19 protein-coding genes and 3 pseudogenes are annotated in these 21774 nt (G+C 40.3%); 7 read left to right on the forward strand and 15 right to left on the reverse strand.

From position 1 onward, the window contains the following. Positions 1–157 precede the first annotated feature (157 nt). The 9 genes from AB4503_RS08455 to AB4503_RS08495 form a co-directional block, all read right to left on the reverse strand. A complete protein-coding gene (locus AB4503_RS08455; RefSeq protein WP_372114272.1) occupies positions 158–1069 on the reverse strand; it encodes a carbohydrate kinase family protein in 912 nt (303 codons plus the stop codon). Between the two features lie 9 nt (positions 1070–1078). Then, the gene (locus tag AB4503_RS08460) at positions 1079–2167 is read right to left on the reverse strand and encodes an SIS domain-containing protein (RefSeq protein ID WP_372114274.1); all 1089 of its coding nucleotides are present in this window, start codon (positions 2165–2167) and stop codon (positions 1079–1081) included. Position 2168: 1 nt separating this feature from the next. After that, complete coding sequence (locus tag AB4503_RS08465) at positions 2169–3230, reverse strand: ADP-ribosylglycohydrolase family protein (RefSeq protein WP_372114276.1); 1062 nt, start codon at positions 3228–3230, stop codon at positions 2169–2171. Further along, entirely contained in the window at positions 3230–4225 is a 996-nt protein-coding gene (locus AB4503_RS08470; RefSeq protein ID WP_140184390.1) for an ABC transporter permease, read from the reverse strand. Before AB4503_RS08470 ends, AB4503_RS08465 begins: the two co-directional genes overlap by 1 nt. Before the next feature lies 1 nt (position 4226). Further along, the gene (locus tag AB4503_RS08475; RefSeq protein ID WP_372114278.1) at positions 4227–5360 is read right to left on the reverse strand and encodes an ABC transporter permease; all 1134 of its coding nucleotides are present in this window, start codon (positions 5358–5360) and stop codon (positions 4227–4229) included. Further along, a complete protein-coding gene (locus tag AB4503_RS08480) occupies positions 5350–6882 on the reverse strand; it encodes an ABC transporter ATP-binding protein (protein ID WP_372114280.1) in 1533 nt (510 codons plus the stop codon). Before AB4503_RS08480 ends, AB4503_RS08475 begins: the two co-directional genes overlap by 11 nt. 68 nt (positions 6883–6950) lie before the next feature. Beyond that, positions 6951–8009, reverse strand: a complete 1059-nt coding sequence (locus AB4503_RS08485; RefSeq protein WP_372114281.1) for a BMP family protein — start codon at positions 8007–8009, stop codon at positions 6951–6953. A gap of 28 nt (positions 8010–8037) precedes the next feature. Further along, positions 8038–8781: a GntR family transcriptional regulator gene (locus AB4503_RS08490; protein ID WP_372114283.1), complete on the reverse strand. Its 744-nt coding sequence runs from the start codon at positions 8779–8781 to the stop codon at positions 8038–8040. 234 nt (positions 8782–9015) lie between these two features. Beyond that, a complete protein-coding gene (locus AB4503_RS08495; RefSeq protein WP_140184384.1) occupies positions 9016–9822 on the reverse strand; it encodes an outer membrane protein OmpK in 807 nt (268 codons plus the stop codon). A 282-nt stretch (positions 9823–10104) separates the two neighbouring features. On the opposite strand from AB4503_RS08495, the gene AB4503_RS08500 reads away from it, so the two are divergent. The 3 genes from AB4503_RS08500 to ushA are packed head-to-tail and all read left to right on the forward strand — an operon-like array spanning position 10105 to position 13588. Further along, a complete protein-coding gene (locus tag AB4503_RS08500; protein ID WP_140184408.1) occupies positions 10105–10833 on the forward strand; it encodes an oligogalacturonate-specific porin KdgM family protein in 729 nt (242 codons plus the stop codon). Positions 10834–10877: 44 nt separating this feature from the next. Continuing rightward, entirely contained in the window at positions 10878–12014 is a 1137-nt protein-coding gene (locus AB4503_RS08505; RefSeq protein WP_372114285.1) for an esterase-like activity of phytase family protein, read from the forward strand. A 2-nt stretch (positions 12015–12016) separates the two neighbouring features. Beyond that, positions 12017–13588, forward strand: coding sequence for a bifunctional UDP-sugar hydrolase/5'-nucleotidase UshA (gene ushA / locus AB4503_RS08510; RefSeq protein WP_372114287.1), 1572 nt, complete (start codon positions 12017–12019; stop codon positions 13586–13588). Between the two features lie 340 nt (positions 13589–13928). Here ushA and AB4503_RS08515 read toward each other — a convergent pair. After that, a pseudogene (locus AB4503_RS08515) lies at positions 13929–14165 on the reverse strand (transposase); the annotation flags it as partial. A gap of 78 nt (positions 14166–14243) precedes the next feature. Between AB4503_RS08515 and AB4503_RS08520 the strand changes: the two are divergent. Further along, positions 14244–15151, forward strand: a pseudogene (locus AB4503_RS08520) (IS5 family transposase). Between the two features lie 211 nt (positions 15152–15362). Continuing rightward, positions 15363–15506 (forward strand): hypothetical protein, encoded by a 144-nt coding sequence (locus tag AB4503_RS08525; RefSeq protein WP_372114288.1) that lies wholly within the window; start codon positions 15363–15365, stop codon positions 15504–15506. A 10-nt stretch (positions 15507–15516) separates the two neighbouring features. Here the strand turns inward: AB4503_RS08525 and AB4503_RS08530 are convergent, their stop codons facing one another. The 3 genes and pseudogenes from AB4503_RS08530 to AB4503_RS08540 form a co-directional block, all read right to left on the reverse strand. Further along, positions 15517–15843: a hypothetical protein gene (locus AB4503_RS08530; RefSeq protein WP_372114290.1), complete on the reverse strand. Its 327-nt coding sequence runs from the start codon at positions 15841–15843 to the stop codon at positions 15517–15519. 928 nt (positions 15844–16771) lie between these two features. Further along, positions 16772–17101, reverse strand: a pseudogene (locus AB4503_RS08535) (metal-dependent hydrolase); the annotation flags it as partial. A gap of 226 nt (positions 17102–17327) precedes the next feature. After that, positions 17328–18137: a sulfite exporter TauE/SafE family protein gene (locus tag AB4503_RS08540; protein ID WP_372114291.1), complete on the reverse strand. Its 810-nt coding sequence runs from the start codon at positions 18135–18137 to the stop codon at positions 17328–17330. Positions 18138–18480: 343 nt separating this feature from the next. Between AB4503_RS08540 and AB4503_RS08545 the strand changes: the two genes are divergently transcribed. Together AB4503_RS08545 and AB4503_RS08550 are read left to right on the forward strand one after the other, a co-directional pair. Further along, positions 18481–19458, forward strand: a complete 978-nt coding sequence (locus AB4503_RS08545) for a DUF1852 domain-containing protein (protein ID WP_029222390.1) — start codon at positions 18481–18483, stop codon at positions 19456–19458. A 45-nt stretch (positions 19459–19503) separates the two neighbouring features. After that, positions 19504–20532 carry a methionine synthase gene (locus tag AB4503_RS08550; RefSeq protein ID WP_017082702.1) on the forward strand — a complete coding sequence of 343 codons (1029 nt, stop codon included), beginning with the start codon at positions 19504–19506 and terminating at the stop codon, positions 20530–20532. Between the two features lie 96 nt (positions 20533–20628). Here AB4503_RS08550 and AB4503_RS08555 read toward each other — a convergent pair whose 3' ends face one another. Beyond that, complete coding sequence (locus AB4503_RS08555) at positions 20629–21111, reverse strand: tetratricopeptide repeat protein (RefSeq protein ID WP_054542164.1); 483 nt, start codon at positions 21109–21111, stop codon at positions 20629–20631. Positions 21112–21138: 27 nt separating this feature from the next. Further along, positions 21139–21690, reverse strand: a complete 552-nt coding sequence (gene cyaB, locus AB4503_RS08560; RefSeq protein WP_208775613.1) for a class IV adenylate cyclase — start codon at positions 21688–21690, stop codon at positions 21139–21141. Positions 21691–21774: the final 84 nt, after the last annotated feature.

Consider the following 21774-nt stretch of genomic DNA (forward strand, 5'->3'; position numbering starts at 1 on the left):
TATTGTACTCCGCCCAGTTAGTTATCTTCTTTTTCGCCTTACCCATGTTGTCACCGCTCTAACCATCATAAAGGATCAGATCACAGGACTCGAAAAAGGTTCAATTGATTTAGGCAACAACGCCATAGACAGCACCTACTACAAATATTTTGAATTATCAATTTGACGTAAGGAACTCAGCCACTTTTTCTAAAGTAGGAACGTTTCCTTTCGGACCGACAGAGCCAACGCTGATTGCAGCAGCAGCACACGCAAACTCAAGTCCTGAACGCAGTGGCATCTTATTTATTTGGGTATATAAAAAGGAAGCGTTAAATGTATCCCCTGCACCAGTTGTATCTACTACTGGCACATTAAAACCTGGGTAGGAATCATACTCACCATTTACAAAAGCAATTGCACCATCCTTACCTAGCGTGACAACTACACCATCAAGTTGATAGCTTTCCACCATCGACATCAAGGCATCTTTAGAAGCGTCTTGCCCCGTCGCTTTCTTAAAACCATCTTGATTGAAGTAAACTAAGTCGGCACCCGTTAAAATTATGTTTAAATCGCCATCTTCATTGACTATGGTAGGTTCAATATCAACAACTACCTTTGTAGAGCTATTTTTTGCAATTTTCGTCAGATCTTTAAACTTTTCTAAATTTCCAGGCATAGTGTAAAGGTATCGACTGCTAGCAACTGCGACTACCACTAGTTCTTCATTAAATTCATAGCTGCTTGAAGGTACAAATATCAATGATTTCTCACCAGAGTCATCAAGCATGATAATTGCAGTGCTCTGTTCATAGCCCTTCGGTTGAAGCACAAACTTCAAGTCAACATTGTACTTAACATATTCATCTAAGACTTTGATGCCATGTTTATCGTCCGCGACTCGCGCTAAGGTTGCTGTTTTTAGGCCAAGAGAACCGCAGACGCATGCGCTATTTGCGACAGTCCCCCCAACTTGCTCCGCAATTTTAATACCTAAAACTTTGTCATCTTGTTTAGGTAAACGATCAACTTTCAATGTCATATCAACATTTGCATCGCCTACCGCTAATACATCATATCGTTTCATAGGTTTCCCTCAAATTTGTGCGCGAACCAAGCCATTCGCAACGGCTTTTTTCGCCATAAGAAAAGCTATCATCTGTGCAATAGACATTAATTCAATGCTTGTATGTTCTTTACTGAAAGACTCTTCTGTACGGTAGTTAAAGCTGATGAAATTATTAGAGTCTAAGAAAGTTTCATCAATTTCATATTGATGGATAAGCAATACCTTTGCGCCAACATTAAGTAAGTCTGTTATTGTTGAGCGTGTAAGCTCAGTAGCTTGTGAATCCTCATCAAAGATAAAGAATAACTTTCCGCGCTGAGGTAAAAACATACGCAAAGAGTGGTGATACTCTTCAGTTGGCATTGCATTCGCCTCAATCATTGGACCACTTGCCAATAAATTAGCCATAGTTTCTGCTATATACGAGCTATAGCCAGTACCTAAGCATGTCCACCCAGCCGCGTGAATCATTAAATCAATGAGTTCTTCATTGAAGAAAGCTTCTGTCCTAGAAAGAACCCTTTCGATAATTTTCGGCGTATCCACTAACTCCAATACAAACTCTTTTGTAAGACCATTTCTGTTATCTAGAAACGAAATTAGATTTAATAATGCAATGAAAGAGCAGACCGTACTTTGGGTAGGCATACCACGCTTACTAGCTAACGTTGAGATGATATATGTAGGGCGGATAGGGCGAGACCATTTAGCCGCATCGTTAACTAATGCAATTGTTTTAAATCCGTTGATAATCGCCTTTTCTAGAGCAATGATTACTTGTGAATATCTACCACTAGAAGTGATAGCGATGACAAGTGTTTCGGAGTTCGCCGCTTGATATTCTTCATACGCAACAAAATCATAAGACTGTACTGCTTCTACAGTGATCCCACTATGCAAGTTCGCTGAAACTTGAGCCATTTTAGCAACAATATATGATTCGCCACTTCCAATAAGTATGATTTTCTTTATACCCTCTAGGGCAAAACTAACTGTGCGTATTTGCGTTAAATTCGAAACAGTATCTCGAATCGCGACAGGTATACCGTCAATCTCATGTTTCGTAGCAGAAAGAGGCATAATTGCCTCTTTCTCATTTAACCATAAGTCTTTCACTCTATGCTCCGACTACGATTTCAGTTAAGCCTGTAGCAATACCTTCGATGTCGAAATCTTTATTATTTACCTCTAGCCACTCCTGATACATATCTACAGGTAAAGCATCAAAGCCATGTAAAGCACCAGCAATTGAACCCACCATCGTTGCGATACTATCTGTATCGTTACCAACGTTAGCTGATGCAATAATCCCCTTCATTACATCGCCTTTAGTAAAGGCAAAGATCCCCATAGCACAAGGAATAGATTCATGGGCAGTAACCGAGTTACCTACATAACCCTCGATTTTTCGCAAGAATTCAACTGTATCGGTACATTGTCTTGCGATATCGATTGCAAGCTGAATCTTCATTTCAATACTTGGACCTGCAACGACACGAGCATGTTTTTTAGCCAATTCTTCGCCGATACGAGCGCCTTTTAGCGAAGCGTCCAGAATAGATGCAATTGTCGCATTCTCAGTCATCGCTTCAGACACAGCAGCGGCAATCGCACATGCTGATGCAATTGCAATATTTGTATCATGTGAAGGAAGACAGGTTTTAAGCGCCAGTTCACATGCAGCCTCAATGTTGCCAGGATAAACTAAACCAGCAGGTGCAACTCTCATACCCGCACCATTAGTAACGCCAACTTGTGGTGCTTGACGTTCTGAAGTACCAATTCGACCAATCATATTGGTTGGAGTACCTTCTTTTAGCGCCTTAACGATAAGTTCTGTCGTTGGACCTTTGTAGTTCGCATAAGGTTGCATGTCAGCCCAACGTAGTAAGCAGTCTACCCAATCTTTATTCGTGAAATTATCTCTGCCTGCTTTGATGATACCTTCCGCTAAAACATACATTTGGCTAGCATCATCCGTAATAAGTCCTTTAACGCCATTTAAATCACCAGCAAATGTATCTTTTGGTGGCTCTACGAATTTCTCTAGCAATCCATCATATTTAGTTAAGATTTCATCAATTGAATATAGCTCTGTTGGCGCACCCAGAGCGTCACCCATACCCGCAGCAGCTAATGAACCTTTAATTTTGTTAAAAATAATTTTCTCTTTAGACATCAAACTGTTCCTTCTAAATTATGGATTTTTTGTGCAAGTTTTTGTTGTTTTCTTTTGTTATGAAGACTGTGGATAATTAAGGCGCTAATCGTAACGATCGCAGGGATCATCGCGACAATTTCACTTGGAATTTCAAATAGAGCGAGTCGAGGTTCTAATGCTGCGCTCGCACCAAACAGTAATGCTGCTAACATAGCTCCTATCGGATGTTTAGCGCCTAAATAGATAGCTGCAAGAGCGATAAACCCACGACCATTGGTCATATTGGCTTGGAAGAACGATAAGTAACCCATGCTGAGATAAATACCACCAAGTCCAGCGAACAAACCGCTTAATAGAATGGACTTATACTTTACTCGTTTTACATCAATACCCACTGAACGAGCAGCTTCTTCATTCTCACCCACTGCACGTAAGTTTTTACCTAAGCGGGTTTTGTATAAAAGAATGTTCACACCAATTACGCTAGCGAATGCCAAATAAGTAATTACGTTATAGCCTTCACCTGTATCAGAATTCAGTAAATCACCTAATAGTGGGATATGGTTAATAACCGGGATTTCCAATAACGGAAGTACTGGGCTAATTAATGTACTTGTAGAACCTTTATCCCCAGTTAAAATAAACATAAGGAATACAGTCACACCACCTGCCAAAACATTAATACCAATACCAGATAGGATTAAGTTGCCTCCCAACTCAAGGTGAAAGAATGCTAATACCCAAGCTAAAACTATTGACGAAAGCAAACCACAAAGCATACCAAACCAAGGAGCAAACCATGTAAGTTCTGGAAACCACACCATGAAGTATGCGCCAAACAAAACCCCGAAAAACGCGGCGATAAGCATCAGTCCTTCTAAAGCAATATTAATTACGCCACAAAGTTCAGTGATTAACCCACCCATGGTAGCTAAAATAAGTGGTGTTGCTGCTCTTAATGTTGCAGCTAAAAATGCAAACGAGAATATGGCTTCAAATGCTAATTCAAACATATTAAACCCCTTTATTTTCAAATTGAGAAATTACTTTTAATTTATTACTCTTAATTTTATTTAATAGACGAATTGCAAACGGCTTAATATGTTCAACCATGACAAAAAGAATAATTAATGCCTGAATAATCAAAACAATTTCACGTGGCACGTCTGTGCTTCGCTCCATGATTTGAGAGCCAACACGTAGATAACTATAAAGCAGTGCGCAAAGTGGAATAAGACGAGGGTCATTACGAGCAAGTAAAGCCACAACAATACCTTCAAAACCAATGCCAGGAGCAAGATACAAATTCAATCGACTCGTAACACCCAATGCCATGTGAGCGCCAGCTAATCCAGCAAATACACCACTAACAGCAAACGTAAGCATGACGATACGCTTAGTAGTAATACCACCATATTTAGCGAAACGCTCATTAATACCGATGATGTTTAGCTGGTATCCAAACTTAGAGCGATATACAAGCAAAATCACAAATGCTACAGCAGCAACCATGATATAAAACATCGACGTTAGGCGAGTACCATCCAAGATATAAGATAATCTCGCAGCTTCTGGTATAGTCTGAGAAGCGATATAACCTGCACTTGGGTCGTTCATGTAATACACGAGGACATATCTATATAGCTGCACAGCAATGGCATTTAACATCAACGTACTTACGATTTCGTTAGCATTCAAGTACGCTTTTAGGTATCCAGGTATTAGTCCCCAAAGAAACCCAACTGTTGCTGCTGCGACCAAAGCTAATGGAATAACAAAAAAACTTGGACCATCAATATAAATAGCCACACAAGCCGACACCAAAGCACTAAGGAATAATTGACCTTCCGCCCCCATACTGAACTGCTGTGCTCTAAAAGCTAAGCAAACAGAAAGCCCAAGTAGTGTTAATGTCGTGAAGTCAATCAACCAAGATCCCGTACGACTCATTCCTTTTAAGTGCAACGCACCATCAGCAAATGAAATTTTAGGGAAAGGACCAGTCAATAAAATTTTGAACGCACCGAAGGCATCTTCGCTAATAAATAGAGTAATAATAAAACCGATTAATATTGCTGCGAATACTACGGTAAATATTCTTGATAGTTCTCTAATCACTTTGTTTTCAAATAAATACTTAATATTCATTAGATGTATCCTTTTTTAAACCAAGCATATAAAGACCTAAATCTTTTTCATCTATATTTTTATTATCAAGAAAAGCCACAGTTTCACCTTTGTAAACAACAGCTATTCGGTCTGAAATAGAGAGTATTTCATCAAGGTCGGCAGAAAATAAAAGAACGGATTTTTTTTCTGATCTTAGTTTCAACAATTCAGTTCGAATTAATTCCGAAGCACCAATATCTACGCCACGTGTTGGTTGAGCAGCAATGAGTACTTTTGGTTCAGAAGATATTTCACGTGCAATAACAACTTTCTGCATGTTACCGCCAGAAAGAGAGCCGATTGCTGTTTCTTGACTGTGGCATCTGATATCAAATCTTTTTATTAATTCATCTATGTGAGTTCTGGCAAATTTCATGTTAATTAAACCCAATTTGCCAAATGCTCTGTGATGAAATCTATCAATGATAATGTTGTCTCGGATAGAAGCGTCACCCGCAGTGCCATCACCTTTGCGGTCTTCTGAAACATGTGCGATACCTAAGTCTCGAACTTGTCTTGGTGTAAGTCCTAAAACTTCTTGGTTATAAAACTTGATAGAACCTGAGTTTGCTCGGCTTAAACCTACAATGGTTTGAGCTAGTTCAGTTTGACCATTACCCTCAACACCTGCGATACCTAAAATCTCGCCCTCATAAAGGTCTAGATTTAAGCCTTTTAGTCTTGGGATTCCTGCGGAGTCGGTATAATTTAGTTTTTTAATTTCAAGTGCTTTAGCACCTCGTTTAACAGCTGGTCTATCATATTGCGTTACGATCTCTCGACCGACCATTTTAGCCGCGATTTGTTCTTCGTTAACGTCTTTCGTGTCAAAACCACCAGTAACTCGCCCATGTTGGATAACTGTAATTCTGTCAGACGCGAAGGTCACTTCTCTAAGTTTATGAGTGATAAAGATAATCGACTTTCCTTGCTCTCTAGTAAGCTGCTTTAACGAAGCAAATAGTTCTTCACTCTCTTGAGGTGTAAGTACAGCAGTAGGTTCATCGAGGATAAGTAAGTCAGCACCGCGATAGAGTGCTTTTAATATTTCCACACGCTGTCTCATCCCTACAGGGATAGATTCCACCGTAGCTTCAGCGTCAACTTGGAAATTATATTTTTCAGAAAGACGCTTGGTTACTTCAATAGCAGCTTCTTTATCTAGTAAGTTGCCATTTAAAATATCGTTACCTAGCGTAATATTTTCAGCAACAGTGAATGATGGAATAAGCATGAACTCTTGGTGAACCATTCCAATACCAAATTCAATTGCTTCTTTAGGACCATTTAAATCTAGTTTATTGCCTCTGTAGTATATAGAACCGCTACTTGGCTTAATCATGCCGTACAGCATTTTCATTAGTGTACTTTTACCAGCGCCGTTTTCTCCACAGATAGCATGCATTTCACCCTGTGCTACGGTAAAACTAATATCTGAGTTCGCAACCACACCGTTTTCATACGTTTTAGATATATTATCTACTATTAAAAAATCATTCATAAGGCGTACCGATCCAATAGCCACAGTACTGTGGCTATTAGGTTTTATTATTAATATATATTTAAAATTTAGTGTTTAAATGCAGAATTGATTTTTATTTTCCCGTTGATAATATCATTTTCTATTGCATCAATTTTGACTTGAATATCTTTTGGAGTTGCTTGCTTATAAACGTTATTTTTAGCCAATCCAACAGAGCCTTCTTTCACACCAACATATTCTGCGATACCGTATTGAAGTTTACCTTCATATGCTTTGTTTAAGGCAAAAGACAGACCAGCATCTACATTTTTCAATACAGACGTCAAAATTAAACTTGCTTGTTTAGGGTTTGATTCTTGAAGTAGCTGAGACTGGTCGGCATCAACGCCAATCGCATATTTATTACTTTCTGCCGCAGCTTCAAACACACCTTGACCAGTACCACCTGCAACAGAGAACACAATATCCGCTCCTTGACCATATAGTGCCTTAGCAATTTCTTTTCCTTTAGCTGGGTCTGTCCAACTGTTTGCGTATTGCACTAAAATTTTCGTTTCTGGATCTATCTCTTTCGCGCCTTGTTCAAAACCGACGACAAAATCTTTAATTACAGGAACTTCTTGTCCACCGACAATACCTACAACTTTAGACTTTTTGTTCATCAGACTTACATCTGATTTTGTCATTTCTGCCGCATAAGCACCTGCTAAGTATGATGCTTCATTTTGTTTGAACAGTAATGAATATACGTTGTCACATTTGTTAGAACATGCATCGTAGTTAACAGTCGCATCAACGAGAACGAATTTTTTCTCTGGATATTCTTGTGCAAGCTCTTGAACGGTCGAAGCCATTGGATAGGTTACAGCGATATAAACGTCATAATCTTCAAACTCAACGATGTCGCGGAAGGAGCTTTCCCACTGTGTGCTGTCTAAGCCAGCTTCAACCGTTTTCGTTTTGACACCCAGTTCTTTCTTCACAATATCCATACCACGCTGGGCTGAATCCATGAAAGACTTGTCACCTAGCGTTCCATGAACAAAGTAAACAGCACTAAAATCCTTAGCCATTGCGCCAGATGAAAGACCACACGCAAGTACGGCACCACCGATGAACTTGGTATAAGCGTTGAGTTTGAACATAATAATATTCTCCATTCAGAAGTTTTTGTTACGATTGGAATGAACTTCGGTTTATTCTAATTTTGTAGTTATATCTACTTGATGGATAAACCATTTCAACATATTCCATCGGTTTATATTTCGACGAAAATGTTATGCGACAACAAGTTATCAATGCTTCGTTTGCTGGTATTTCTAATAAACTGCATTCAGTAGGTGATGGTAGCCGAGCACTAATTGATTCCACGGCTTCAACCGGTTTTAAGTTCCATTTTGACTTAATTAGTCGGTATAGACTTTTTGAATCTAGCAGTTCTTCTTGGGTTAAAGCTTTCATATCTCCTAAAGGCAAAAACGCAGTATGGATACCGATTGGAGTAGTACCGGAAAAACGCAATCTCTTAATTTTTTGCACTTTTGAACTGCCAGCCTGCAAACCCAATTTTTCTCTTAAGAAGTCAGCCGGGCTTACTACAACCATTTCCAAAATTTGTTGATTTGGGATCTCTCCTTTCGAAGATATGTCATCACTAAAGCTATGCAGCGAATATAGGTGCTCTCTTGTCATTCGTGGCATCACAAAGGTGCCACTTCCATGCTCACTTCTTAAGTAACCTTCCTCCGTCATCAGCAAAATCGCTTTACGCACGGTGGAACGGCTCACGTCAAAATTTTCGCTAATATCACGCTCAGTAGGAATAGCGCTTCCTTCAACCCACTCTTCCTCATCTATCTTACGCTTGAGCGTTTGGGCTAATAAAACATACTTCGCCACTTTTCCACTTTCTGACATGTCTTTGGTCTCCTCCATAAATTAGGAGCATATTGTAACTAAGGTCAGTTGATAAAACCAAAATACATCAAATGGTACGTACCAATCAAGCGCTTTATTGTCGGATAGCTTATTTCTTTAACCAGATCACACAAATGGTGGAAGCGAAGAACACAGCAGATAAAGCACACAAAAAAAGCCCCTTAAGATTTAACTTAAAGGGCTGCATTGCTTTGAGGGTAAACGGTTTAAAAATTAGAAGTTGTAACCCACGCTAAAGTAGTGACCGAATCCTGTAGTTTTACCAGCGAAGCCACCATCTTTTAATCCATACATATCTTTAAACAACTTCAGACCATAACCAACTGACAACTTGTTATTATGCCAGTAAATACCGTTGAACATAGAAGCACTGGTCGCTGAGTTATTTGCAGAATCGCTGTCATCCATACCAAACGAAAAATCACCATAACCTTGGTAAGCGATGAAAGAACCATTATCAAAATGCACTAGTGGATTAAACCATGCAGTACCAATTTGATAACCATTAAAATCACGTGTGTTGATATCATACTTGGCTTGTAGCGCCCACCCCATGACGCCCATGAATGGCACTTCAATATCAGCACCTAAACCAACTAATCCACCATACGGTGAATAGCCAACGGCATGACCGCCACCACCAGATGATAGCTCTGTTGCAACAAAAAACTCTTTAATTGGACCAACTGACAAATCTTTACCAATTAACCCATCGATTGACATACGAGGTGCGATTTTTACAAACATTTTTTCTTCGTTGTACTTATCGCTACTCTTCTTATCAAACGGATTAAACAAGTCTAAGTAACCATAAACATCAAAGATCCCTGACTTACCTCCAAACTCAAGTTCAATGTAATCATGATTTGATTCGCCGGGCAGTTCATTGTTCGCATACATGTAGTTGAACTTGAACCAGCGGTGATCATTTTTATAGATGCCATCAGAATAATCAGCAGCCATAGCGGGCATAGCGCAACCCAAAGCAATAGAAGTAGCTAAAAGTAGATTTTTTTTCATTTTTCGTCTCACTATATTGGTACGTACCTTTAATAATTTCACAAAAAATTTTAATGACAACTTTGAAGATACAAATTTTTGACAACGATCGTATTAAACCCCAAACAAGACAAGCTTTAATTAGTTTAAAATGAAAAATGCTCACTTAATGAGCAAGATCACATTTTTCGTACAGGTTTCATAAACAATATTGATTTTATCTCTAATAAAAGACAATCATCTATAATTAAAATTGGTCCGAACCAATACTAAGAAACAAAAAATACAATCAAGGAGTGTTCTATGAATCGCAATTTAGCAGTGTCTTTCTTAGCCCTGAGTGCAACCGCAGTGAGTTCTTTTGCAACTGCTGATGGTTGGCCTCATGGTTTCATCGACTATCGTCACGAATATTTAGATAAAGATGCCAAACATTACGACCGAGTTATGATGGGAAATTTTTTTAGTAATGGCATCGGCGTTTTGGGTGAACTTCGATACGCAACGAATGAAGGTGAAGAGAACGCTTGGGACCCTTCTAGCTTTACCAATAACGGTATGGGCCTCAGTATCGTCTACAAATTCAAGCCTCTAGATGATAAGAAATTTTGGCTAGAGCCAATGTTTTGGTTAGACAGCAGCAAATGGTGGTCAACTTACGAATTCGGTATGACTGTAGGTTACGATTTTTCTAGAGAGTGGCGTTTGTCTGGCCGATACCGCTATGACATGGATAAAGCAACAAGTGATTCAAAAGCATACGGCAATACGGATCGTAACAACGAACGATACGATGTGTGGTTAAAATATAACCCTGAAGGTACAGATCTACGTTTTACTTTTAATGGTGTTTACTACGACAACGATTACATCACTTGGAACAATGGTAAAAAAGACTATGCACTTGATCTCAAAGTTGGCTACAAACTTGGTTCTTGGGAGCCGTACTTCCGTTTAGCCGATAAACGAGCAAGCAAAACAACAGATGAGCGCCAACTCCGCTACCGTGTAGGCCTAACTTATTCTTGGTAATTTAACTTTAAGTCTAATAAATCGTATTCTAAAAGGAAGATTTTATGAAATTTTCTCACATACTCTACCCCCTCGCCATCGGCTCAAGTTTTTATTCTGTTAATGCCTTAGCTACTACTGAAGTCTCTTTGCTACATACTTATGACTTACCCACAGGTACACTTTTAGACAACCACACAGTAAAAGGTACTTCAGAGGCAGATATAAAAACCAAAGAGATTGGCGGGGTTTCAGATATTGTCATGACATCTCCTACTGATTTTATCGCCTTGACCGACTCTCGCTCTAGACCCGATGAAGGATTAAGTCGTTTCTACAAAGGCTCTTTCTCAAAGGATTATTCTTCTATTCGTATCAACGAGACAGTCATCTTAAAGAACGACAAAAATACTCCTTATGGCGCGAATGAGAAAGACCCAGAATCCATAGTATTACTACCAAATGGTAGCCTAGTGTGGGGTTCTGAAGGTAGCCATACTTTGATCAACACCGATACCAATGGAAAATTTATTAAAGACTTCAGTTCACTACTTCCTAGTTATTTTCTAGGTGATGGTAAAACTTCAGGTCTCCGCAAAAACCAATCATTTGAAGGAATGAGCCTATCGCCAGATGGTAGTACACTATTTGTCGCTACAGAGTCGGCTCTCGCACAAGACGGCTCGGTTTCCACAACAGAAATACCATCAGCAGCCCGAATTTTAAAATTCGCTGTTGATAAAAATTCCAACTTGAAGCTAGTTTCTGAATATACCTATATCGTTGACCGCATTAATGTTCAAAGCGACTTCGGCATCCATGACAATGGTATCTCAGAAATTTTAGCGATCAACAATAATAAGTTACTCGTTGTTGAACGTAACGGTTATGCCGTTAAAGAAGGATTCTGCTGTTTCAATTTCGACGTTAATGTTTTTAAAGCTAACTTGTCAAAAGCAACGAATATCTTAGGTACTCAAAACATTAGTGCTAAAGATGCGCCAAATCCAATCACTCCAGCTAGCAAAGAGCTTGTTTTCAACTTTGGTGATTTTGTTGAAAGCCAACAGAATTATGAAGGGTTAGCGTTCGGACCAAAAGTTAACGGTAAAGACACTCTATTGTTTGCCGCAGATAATAACTTTCAACCTCACCAAAAAACTCAATTAGTGCTGATGTCAGTGACTGGGTTGGAGGACTAATTATGACACCTAAATTACTCGCTGCTTTAAGTTGCTTTGGACTGTTATATTCCGGGATTTCTTTCGCAGAACAGATTCAAGAAAAGCACCTGACTATCCTTCATACAAATGACCATCATGGACGTTTTTGGAAAGATAATAATAGCCAATTAGGCATGGCTGCACGAAAATCTTTAATAGACTCGATCAGAGCAGAAGTAAAGTCCAATGGTGGAGAAGTTCTCCTGCTATCTGGTGGGGATATCAACACTGGCGTACCTGAATCTGATATGCAACATGCAAAACCAGATTTTCTAGGAATGAAGCAATTAGGTTATGACGCCATGGCAGTAGGCAATCATGAATTTGATGTGCCATATGGCGTCATGAGAATGCAGCAGATCTGGTCTCAAGTGCCATTCCTTTCTGCAAACATTTACGATAAGAAAACAAACGCTCGCCTTTTTGCTCCCTATAAACTTTTTAACTTTGATCATTTAAAAGTAGCTGTTGTAGGGCTAACGACAACCGATACACTCAGAGTTGGTTCGTCATCATTACAAAATATGTATAGCATGACGGATCCAGCAGATGAATTTCTGAATATTAAAAGTGAATTAGACAAGTCATCGCCAGATGTCGTCATTGGCTTAACCCATATGGGTCATTATGAGAACGGTAACCATGGATCTAATGCTTACGGTGATGTTAAGTTAGCACAAAGTTTGCCACCAGGCACCGTAGACGCAATCATTGGGGGGCACTCCCAAAATGTTGTGTGCTATTCAATTGATCTCATGAAGAAAGATAGCTTTAAACCTGGAGATGAATGTTGGCCAGATAAAAAGAACGATGTTTGGATCATGCAAGCTCAAGAATGGGGACGATTCGTAGGACGTGCTGATTTCGTGATTAAAGGAGATAGCGTTAATTTAACAAGTTATCGTTTAATTCCTATTAACTTAAAGCACAAAGTAAAGGTTGATGGAAAGAGTGAATATTTCCTTTATGAAGAAGAAATCCCACAAGATGTAGAAACAGAGGAACTACTAAAGCCGTACTTTGATAAAGGCAATAGCCTGATCAACTATAAAGTGGCTGATTCAACCGCCAGACTTATTGGTGATAGAGATCAAGTTCGTTATCACCAAACAAATTTAGGTCAAGCGATTGCTGATTCCATGATGGTGAAAACTAATGCATCTCTGGCGATAATGAACTCTGGAGGCGTGCGAGACAGCATTGAAGCAGGCGAAGTCACCTATCGTGATGTGCTTAAAGTACTGCCTTGGGGAAACACGGTTGTAACAGTAGAGCTAACTGGGCAAGAGCTACAAGCCTATTTAGCTGATGTATTAGCTAAGACACCAGGTTCAGGCGGCTATGTACAACACAGTAGCAACCTAACAATAGCTGATGGCACTATCCAAATTAACGGCAAAGATATCGTCAATTCAAAAACCTATAAGCTATCTCTCCCAAGCTATGCATCACGAGGGGGAGACAACTATCCTAAGTTGGATTCCCACCCAAGCTTCATCGATACCGGATATGTTGATGCTGATGTATTGAAAGAGTTTTTGATTCAGAAATAACCACCTGCTAATACGCGGTCCACCAGCGTAAGGTCACTACACTTGATCAGTGATCGCGTATTTATATCTCCTATCGTTATTCTTACAAAAGTTGATTTAAAGACTGCATTCCCTTTATCTCTTGCTAAGATACTTAACTCTTAAAAATCATTGTCTTACTAATCATACAAGCGTTTCTATTTAAACACTTATTATAATATGCATCAGCGTGTTATCCACCTTTAGCAGTAGTTAGCAGAGGAACGTAGCCGAATTAAAACACGAGATCTAATGACATACTTTTTACGAAATAAAGCATTAGAAAATTTGTATCCGCCCCATGAACCCACGGGGCGACTTGTCAGTGTTTGAAGTTCCAAGGTAGGAGTGCGTCGATATCGGGCTCTGCTTTTGCTAGCTCTTTCATGCACTTGACCATGTAGTCGTAGAGGATAAGACCGTTAGCTTTCGCGGTCTCGATGATGCTGTAAAGCATCGCGCTCGCATCAGCACCGTTTGGTGTGTTGGAGAATAGCCAATTTTTCCTGCCAATGACCAGTGGTTTAATTGCGCGTTCAGCGCGATTATTGTCGATAGAGGCGTTGTTGCCTAAATTAGTTGAACCTTTTCCAAGTCCTGTGATCTGATCATTTGAAACGATTGGAATGGTGGTGATATGGGTAAAGCAAACAAGAAGATAACTAACTGGACGGAGTACAATAAGGCTCTTTGTAAACGTGGTTCGGTTACATTCTGGATAGATGATTCAGCCGTAGATGCATGGCGATGCAAAACTCATCATGGTAAGCGTGGGAGAGGCTTTCAGTACTCTGATACAGCGATTGAAACCGCCTTGATGATTAAGGGCATCTTCTCTCTTCCTTTACTTGCTATTCAAGGCTTTATCGACTCTATCTTTGAGCTATTAGATGTTCCACTAACGTCCCCTGACTACACCTGTATCAGCAAACGCTCGAAGACAGTTCAGGTCAAATATCGCAATAAATCGAGAGGGGCTATTCGCCATATAGCCATTGATTCTACTGGCCTCAAAGTCTTTGGTGAGGGGGAGTGGAAAGTGAAAAAGCATGGTACAGAAAAACGTAGGACATGGCGCAAACTGCACTTAGCTGTGGATGTGGATACTCACGAAGCGATTAGTGCGGAAGTCAGTCTTGTAAATGTAGGCGATAGTGAAGTGTTACCGACGTTACTCAACCCACTACGTAGAAAGGTCGCTGCCGTATCCGCCGATGGAGCATATGACACAAAAATTGCCACGAGACTCTGAAAAATAAAGGCTGTACTCCGTTAATACCGCCTCGAAAGAATGCAGCTCTTTGGGAAGACGGTCATCCCAGAAACAAAGCGGTAATGGCTCTGAGAGATGGAACAATATCGGAATGGAAAACAGAGTCTGGTTATCACTATCGTTCAATATCTGAGACTGCTATGTCCCGATATAAAGGACTAACAAGCGATAAATTGAGCTTGAGATGTTACAACGCTCAAGTGGGCGAAATCATGGCGAATGTCAAAGCGATTAACAAAGTCATAGGACTAGGTATGCCCGTTAGAAGCTAACGGCTAGCTACATATGGTGTCGTTGATCTTCAAGCTGATTTGATCAACAACGCCCATCAATACTCTTTTCATAGTCAAACAAATTGAAATAGGTATCGTGACCATAGAGAGTGATTTGTCCAAGTTTAGACTCATCCTGGAACCCAATGGTTAAGTGGTTAAACATGTTATTAAAAAGGTCAATAAATTGTTTAACTGGTGCGGGGCCAATGTGTGTAAAACATTTACCCAAGTCACCTTCAAGATGTTTGCTGGCTTCACTCAAAATGTCACTGCTGAGTTCGACGTGAGTGAAAGTATTGTTGGGGAACAACTTAGAATAAAGCTTAGTGCGATTGTAGAACCTAAGACCTAAAAACTTGTACCTAAACTCTAAACTCTAAACTATCAAGTCTTTCATCAAATGACTGCCTGTGCATCTGATACTTCTGAAAGTTCCGCATTTCATCCTGTTTTTCATCACGAATCTTAACTGCTCCCCTACTCTTTCGCCCATCATAGATTAAATATGCTAGTGTGCCTGCAGTCCCTAAAGAACCCAAAGTACTAGCCAATTTGTAAAAAGACTCAACCGGATCACGCCAAAGGAAGACGCCTACCAGAACACCTAGAGTCGTTCCGAGGATAATGAAGAGAACATAAAAAGAATGGTCATTATCTTTTCGATTTTTATTAGAATTGTTACCCTGCAAAACAACACCATATCAACATACCAATAAGATTAACCAATTGTTTCATAGGTAATATTCAGCTTCAAATACAAATTCAAATAATGAACGGACTATTCGATATAATATTGTTCCCTCCTCAAACGCTCTTAACGAAGATATTGGACACTTGATTAATACGATATGCCACACTGCCTTGAAAGTTAGTGATACCTTTAAGTGCGCTACCCACGTAAATGAACATCTTTTGAATTCAACCAAAAGCTATACAAAATCAACGAAAAATCACACCTTAACGGACAATCACCTAAATGATGCGAAGACTCAAACCTAAATCATCGCAACAATAAATAAAGAAGTGAGATATTAAATGATTCTCGGACAAAAGAGTTTTTGCTTATCTCTATCGATTGTTGTTATCACCAATCGATTATGTGTGACAGAGATAAGGTGACAAGCTCTATTGCGTCTGTTTAGATTTAATGTGATTGATGAACTTTGTTGTCTTCCGACAGATACATCAAATACATCAAGATACCCCATGACGTGAAAAACCGGCATGACTCCAATAAACATACTGTCTGTAGAGTATTAAATAATATGATAGAGAGTTAATGAGCACCTAATCAGACGGTGACGATTCAGATAGTATAGGCCCCGCCTACCGATTATCCCTTCAGGATGCTCTGTACCACACAATAACACGCCAAATATTATGTATATAAATACCCTTTGTCATACAAAGCCTCATTTACTAACAGAAAATCTATCATCGTTATTTTTATCAATGTCTATTTTCTAGTAGTCTATTCTACAAAATTTACTCAATAACAAAATAAACTGTTAGTAGGGAATCTTTGTATTTAAAATTTCACTTTGTATCTCTCGACTATTGCTAGACGCAGAACTATCACTCATTTACCTAACAGAAAATCAGTCAGTATTTCGATTTCGTACAAGCGTCTAACAGTGCATGAGTGCCATAACCCAGAGCGCAAAACAGCCAACTTTGTTTGAAAGAAAGCCCACGCCTTTTTGCAATCAGGTGATGTAGAACCAAGGCACAGATCAAACTGCCAATGGGGATAAAAAAGAGTGAATGGGTAAATTGTCGATGAAATTCCAAAGCCAACAAAGGGTCAGTCTGTGACTTAATCAGTGCGTCTAAATCTGGAGACAATCCAGAGAGTAGACCTAATACCCCAGCAACAACCAAATGTTGTTTTTTGCTTGCCGATTGTGACAAAGAAGCGCCTAACACGCCCTGCGTTAAAGGATCCATAAACCACTCATTGATAGCATTCCGTTGAATCAAACAAGATACATTTAGCTATAGCAGTGAATTGTTCATAACTAAACGGTTTTATCAATATACTCATGTACATAGCTGTATAAGCATAGACCGATAAACAAAAAAAGAGCAGTTATGAAACTGCCCTTTTCTAATTATTGGTGGTTGATCAATTTATTCGTTTTTGTTCTATATATTCACACTGAACGATCTTTAATTAACGCGCCACCATGCTTGCCGCGATAACCACTAGCAGTACTGAGAAGATTTTCTTAATCGTTGGAACCAGTAAATGATTGGTGGCTTTTGCGCCTAAAGGAGCCGTAAACCAAGACGTGCACACAATACCCAGCAGCGCAGGCAGATAAACAAAGCCAGCAAAGCCGTCTGATAGAGCAAAGTGGCTGCTGCCTGAGCTGATGTAACCTATCGAGCCAAACAACGCGATCACAATGCCACAAGCTGAGGCACAACCTATGGCCTTTTTCATATCGACAGAGAAGAACGTTAATAGCGGAACCAGCAATGCACCGCCACCAATGCCTATCATGGCAGACAAGCCACCCGTAATGGTTGTCAGCACCGTTAGCACGCCCTTGTTTGGCAGTTTTCGTTCCTTAGGGGCATCATTTTTACTGCTTAAGAACATCTTGATCGCAATAAGAACCACACTTACAGCGAACACAATACGAACGACTTTTTCCGGCAACAGAGCCGCCATAAAGCCACTAACCAGTGCACCCAGAGCAACACCGAGCATGATCCAAGGCGCCAGATCCCAAGGCACGTTGCCATTCTTGTGGTGAGCAAGTGCAGAAGAAGTTGAGGTGAACAGTATCGATGCCAACGAAGTAGCGATGGCCGCAACAACCACTTGATCCGCAGGTAGAATCTCTAAGTGAAGTAAAATGCTGCTTAGCACCGGAACAATGATCAGCCCTCCGCCAATCCCCAAAAGCCCGGCAAGAAAACCAACACCACTGCCTAATAATGCACAGTATAAAATCAACAACAGCAATTCACTCATTTCATCCATCTCTTAATTAAATTAATCGTCTTAAATAACACACTATTAATGTGGTTATATTTCCATCAAGCTAATCAATATAACTGACACCGGCTTAAATATTCAAACAGAATAGATCATGAATATTCCTCATGTTCAATGTGAAGTAATACCATTGTTAATGGTGAACCTATCAACGTATAAAAACCTTAAGCGATTAACTTTATACGACATTAATTCTGCTAAGCATTAATGTCAGACAGCATAGCCTTCGATTCTTGATCCGGTCACAAGCAAAAAATAAAAGCCGTTTTAATACTAAAGACCGAGAGAATCAGAAAAAAAATTGGGATACCAAATCAGCATGAATAAAGAATTTAATTTTACGATTAAGAGCATTAGCCTCGACGAAAACTACCAGCCTGCAGACAGCACGCGCATCACAACCAACTTTGCTAACCTGGCTCGCGGTGACAGCCGCCAAGCGAACTTGCGTAATGCACTGCAAATGATCGATAACAGTTTCAACGCATTAGCACACTGGGACAACCCTAAGGGCGACCGTTACTCTGTTGAGCTTGAAATCATTTCTGTTGATATGGACATTGAAAGCAACGGTGAAGCATTCCCTTCAATTGAAGTGCTGAAAACCAATATTCTGGACCGTAAAACCAACGAGCGTATTGAAGGCATTATCGGAAATAACTTCTCTTCTTATGTTCGAGATTATGACTTTAGCGTACGTCTATTGGATCATAATAAAGGCCAAGATAAATTCAGCATTCCAGAAGATTTTGGTGATTTACACGGCAAGCTTTTTAAATATTTCGTTAACTCTGACGCTTACAAAAAGAACTTTAATAAGCCACCTGTTATTTGCTTAAGCGTGTCAGATAATAAAACCTATTACCGCACTGAAAACCAACACCCAGTATTGGGTTTTGAATACCAGCCGAATGAGTCTTCTTTAACTGAACAATATTTCAAAAAGATGGGCTTACAGGTTCGTTATTTCATGCCGCCTAACAGTGTTGCACCTTTGGCCTTCTATTTCTTTGGTGATCTGCTGAACGATTACTCTAACCTAGAGCTTATCAGCACCATCAGTACCATGGGTACGTTCCAGAAAATCTACCGACCTGAGATTTACAACGCGAACGCGGTTGCGGGTAACTGTTACCAACCAAACTTGAAAAACTTGGATCACTCGCTGACTCAAATCGTGTACGACCGTGAAGAACGAAGCCAGCTAGCTGTTGAACAAGGTAAATTCGCAGAAGAGAAGTTCATTAAGCCATACCAATCAGTTCTAGAGAACTGGTCGGCAAATTACGCACTTTAATCGTCTATTGCGCTCTCAAACCACCCAAGGATAGGCAATATTATTATGAAAACACTATTACCGACTTCAACAGCGGGCAGCTTGCCGAAACCGTCTTGGCTTGCACAACCAGAGACGCTTTGGTCGCCATGGAAACTTCAAGGCGATGAACTCACAGACGGCAAACAAGATGCGCTGCGTGTCTCTCTGCACGAGCAACAGCAAGCAGGCATTGATATTGTGAGTGACGGCGAACAAACACGTCAACACTTTGTAACGACCTTCATTGAACACCTGAATGGCGTTGATTTTGAAAAGCGTGAAACCGTTAAAATCCGCGACCGTTACGATGCGAGTGTACCGACGGTTGTAGGCCCAGTTTCTCGTCAGAAATCTGTGTTTGTTGAAGATGCGAAGTTCTTACGTCAGCAAACCGACCAACCGATCAAATGGGCTCTGCCGGGGCCTATGACCATGATAGATACACTTTACGATGCGCATTACCAAAGCCGTGAAAAGCTCGCGTGGGAATTTGCGAAGATCCTCAACGAAGAAGCGAAAGAGTTAGAAGCTGCAGGCGTTGATATTATTCAGTTCGATGAACCTGCGTTTAACGTGTTTTTTGATGAAGTGAATGATTGGGGCATCGCGTGCTTAGAAAGAGCCATTGAAGGGCTTAAGTGCGAAACAGCAGTGCATATTTGTTATGGCTACGGCATCAAAGCGAATACGGATTGGAAAAAAACGTTAGGCACCGAGTGGCGCCAATACGAAGAAGTGTTTCCTAAGCTGCAGCAATCGAATATCGATATCATCTCTTTAGAGTGTCACAACTCTCATGTACCTCTTGAGCTACTTGAACTGGTACGAGGTAAGAAAGTGATGGTCGGTGCAATCGATGTGGCTACCGATTCGATTGAAACACCAGAAGAAGTGGCAAACACTCTACGAGAAACACTTAAGTACGTTGATGCCGATAAGCTCTACCCTTGCACCAACTGTGGCATGGCTCCCCTGCCTCGCGAAATTGCCTCAGCGAAGCTTAATGCGCTAAGTGCAGGAGCAGAGATCGTTCGTAAAGAGCTTTCAGCGTAACGCTTTCCTAAAGAACAAAAGCTATACCCTGAAGCCTAAGTATCACATCGATGCTTAGGCTTTTTGTTATGTGAGTTAAGGAGCTTTACGCGCTGCTTACCAGGTTTTATCTAGGTCTTGAGCATATAAAGAGATCGCTCGTTGGTACTCTTTGATCGCTTCGCTATTCGTCGTGGAAACTAAAAGCTCAAGTAACAGCGATGTCGCCTCTTTATGGCGACCTAAATTGTACAAGCACATTGCGTAGAAAGGTTTCACTTCTATCGAGTCAGGATACTCAGCCATAGTCTGTTCGAAATAGCTTAAAGCCTCTGCATAAAGGCCAAGGCTTCGATAAGTACTCGCCAAGCCGAACAATGCATCAAAACGCTCTACTGAAGAAAGCACGCCAGACAGAGACAGCACATAGTGATCAATCGCCTGTTGCTCTTTGCCTTGGTTGTCGTAAGACCACGCAATCTGTAAATGAGCTTTCGCCGCATAGTTTTCATCCGTGAGTAGCGTTGCCAGTAAGTCACGCGACGCTTGGTACTTCTCTTCCTTTCGCAATTCGATTGCTTGTTTGATAATGGTGTCCATAACTCTCCCTTACGCTTAAGCGCTGTACTATGCGTTCATTTCCTCGAACATCTGTTTATAAGACTGAGTTTGTAGTGCCGATTGAGTCAACCCGAACTTACTGGCTAACAACTCAAGCTCACTTTTATACACAGACAACTTAGACTCATCGTCCGTCATGATAGCAAACTCAGCAAAATCACCAATACCCGCAAGAGAATCGACCGTGATATGGAACTCTCCAACAAAATAAATACTGCGAGTTTTCTGCGCTTTAAGAATCACTTCGTAACCCAGGTTCTCTAGCATACTCTTCGCATTCGACGCATCAGTGATGTTTGTCGCTTCACATCGATCAGACTCTGGGCCTTTTACGATCCATAGTTTGATGCCCGACGGCTCCATAGTGCGAATACACAAGCTTTTGTTCTGAGCCTGTAAGCTTCTATCAGGGCTATCGAAATACCAATCACATTCTTGATTGTCTTGCAGCATTACTTCATGAGCAATTAGGTTCAACGTTTTCAAGAACTCAGACTTAGAGCTAAGTCGATACTTCAGCTCAACCTCATATTTTCCTTTGAAATGATCGTTAGTCATAGGTTAGCTCAACGCAAAAAAGGCGATACTAGCACACCAACCAAATCCGAAATACAAACTGACGCACAACACAAACTAAAGCCG

The organism is Vibrio sp. 10N.222.55.B11 (genome assembly GCF_041473705.1).
In the GTDB taxonomy this organism is placed as follows: Bacteria; Pseudomonadota; Gammaproteobacteria; order Enterobacterales; family Vibrionaceae; genus Vibrio; species Vibrio crassostreae_C.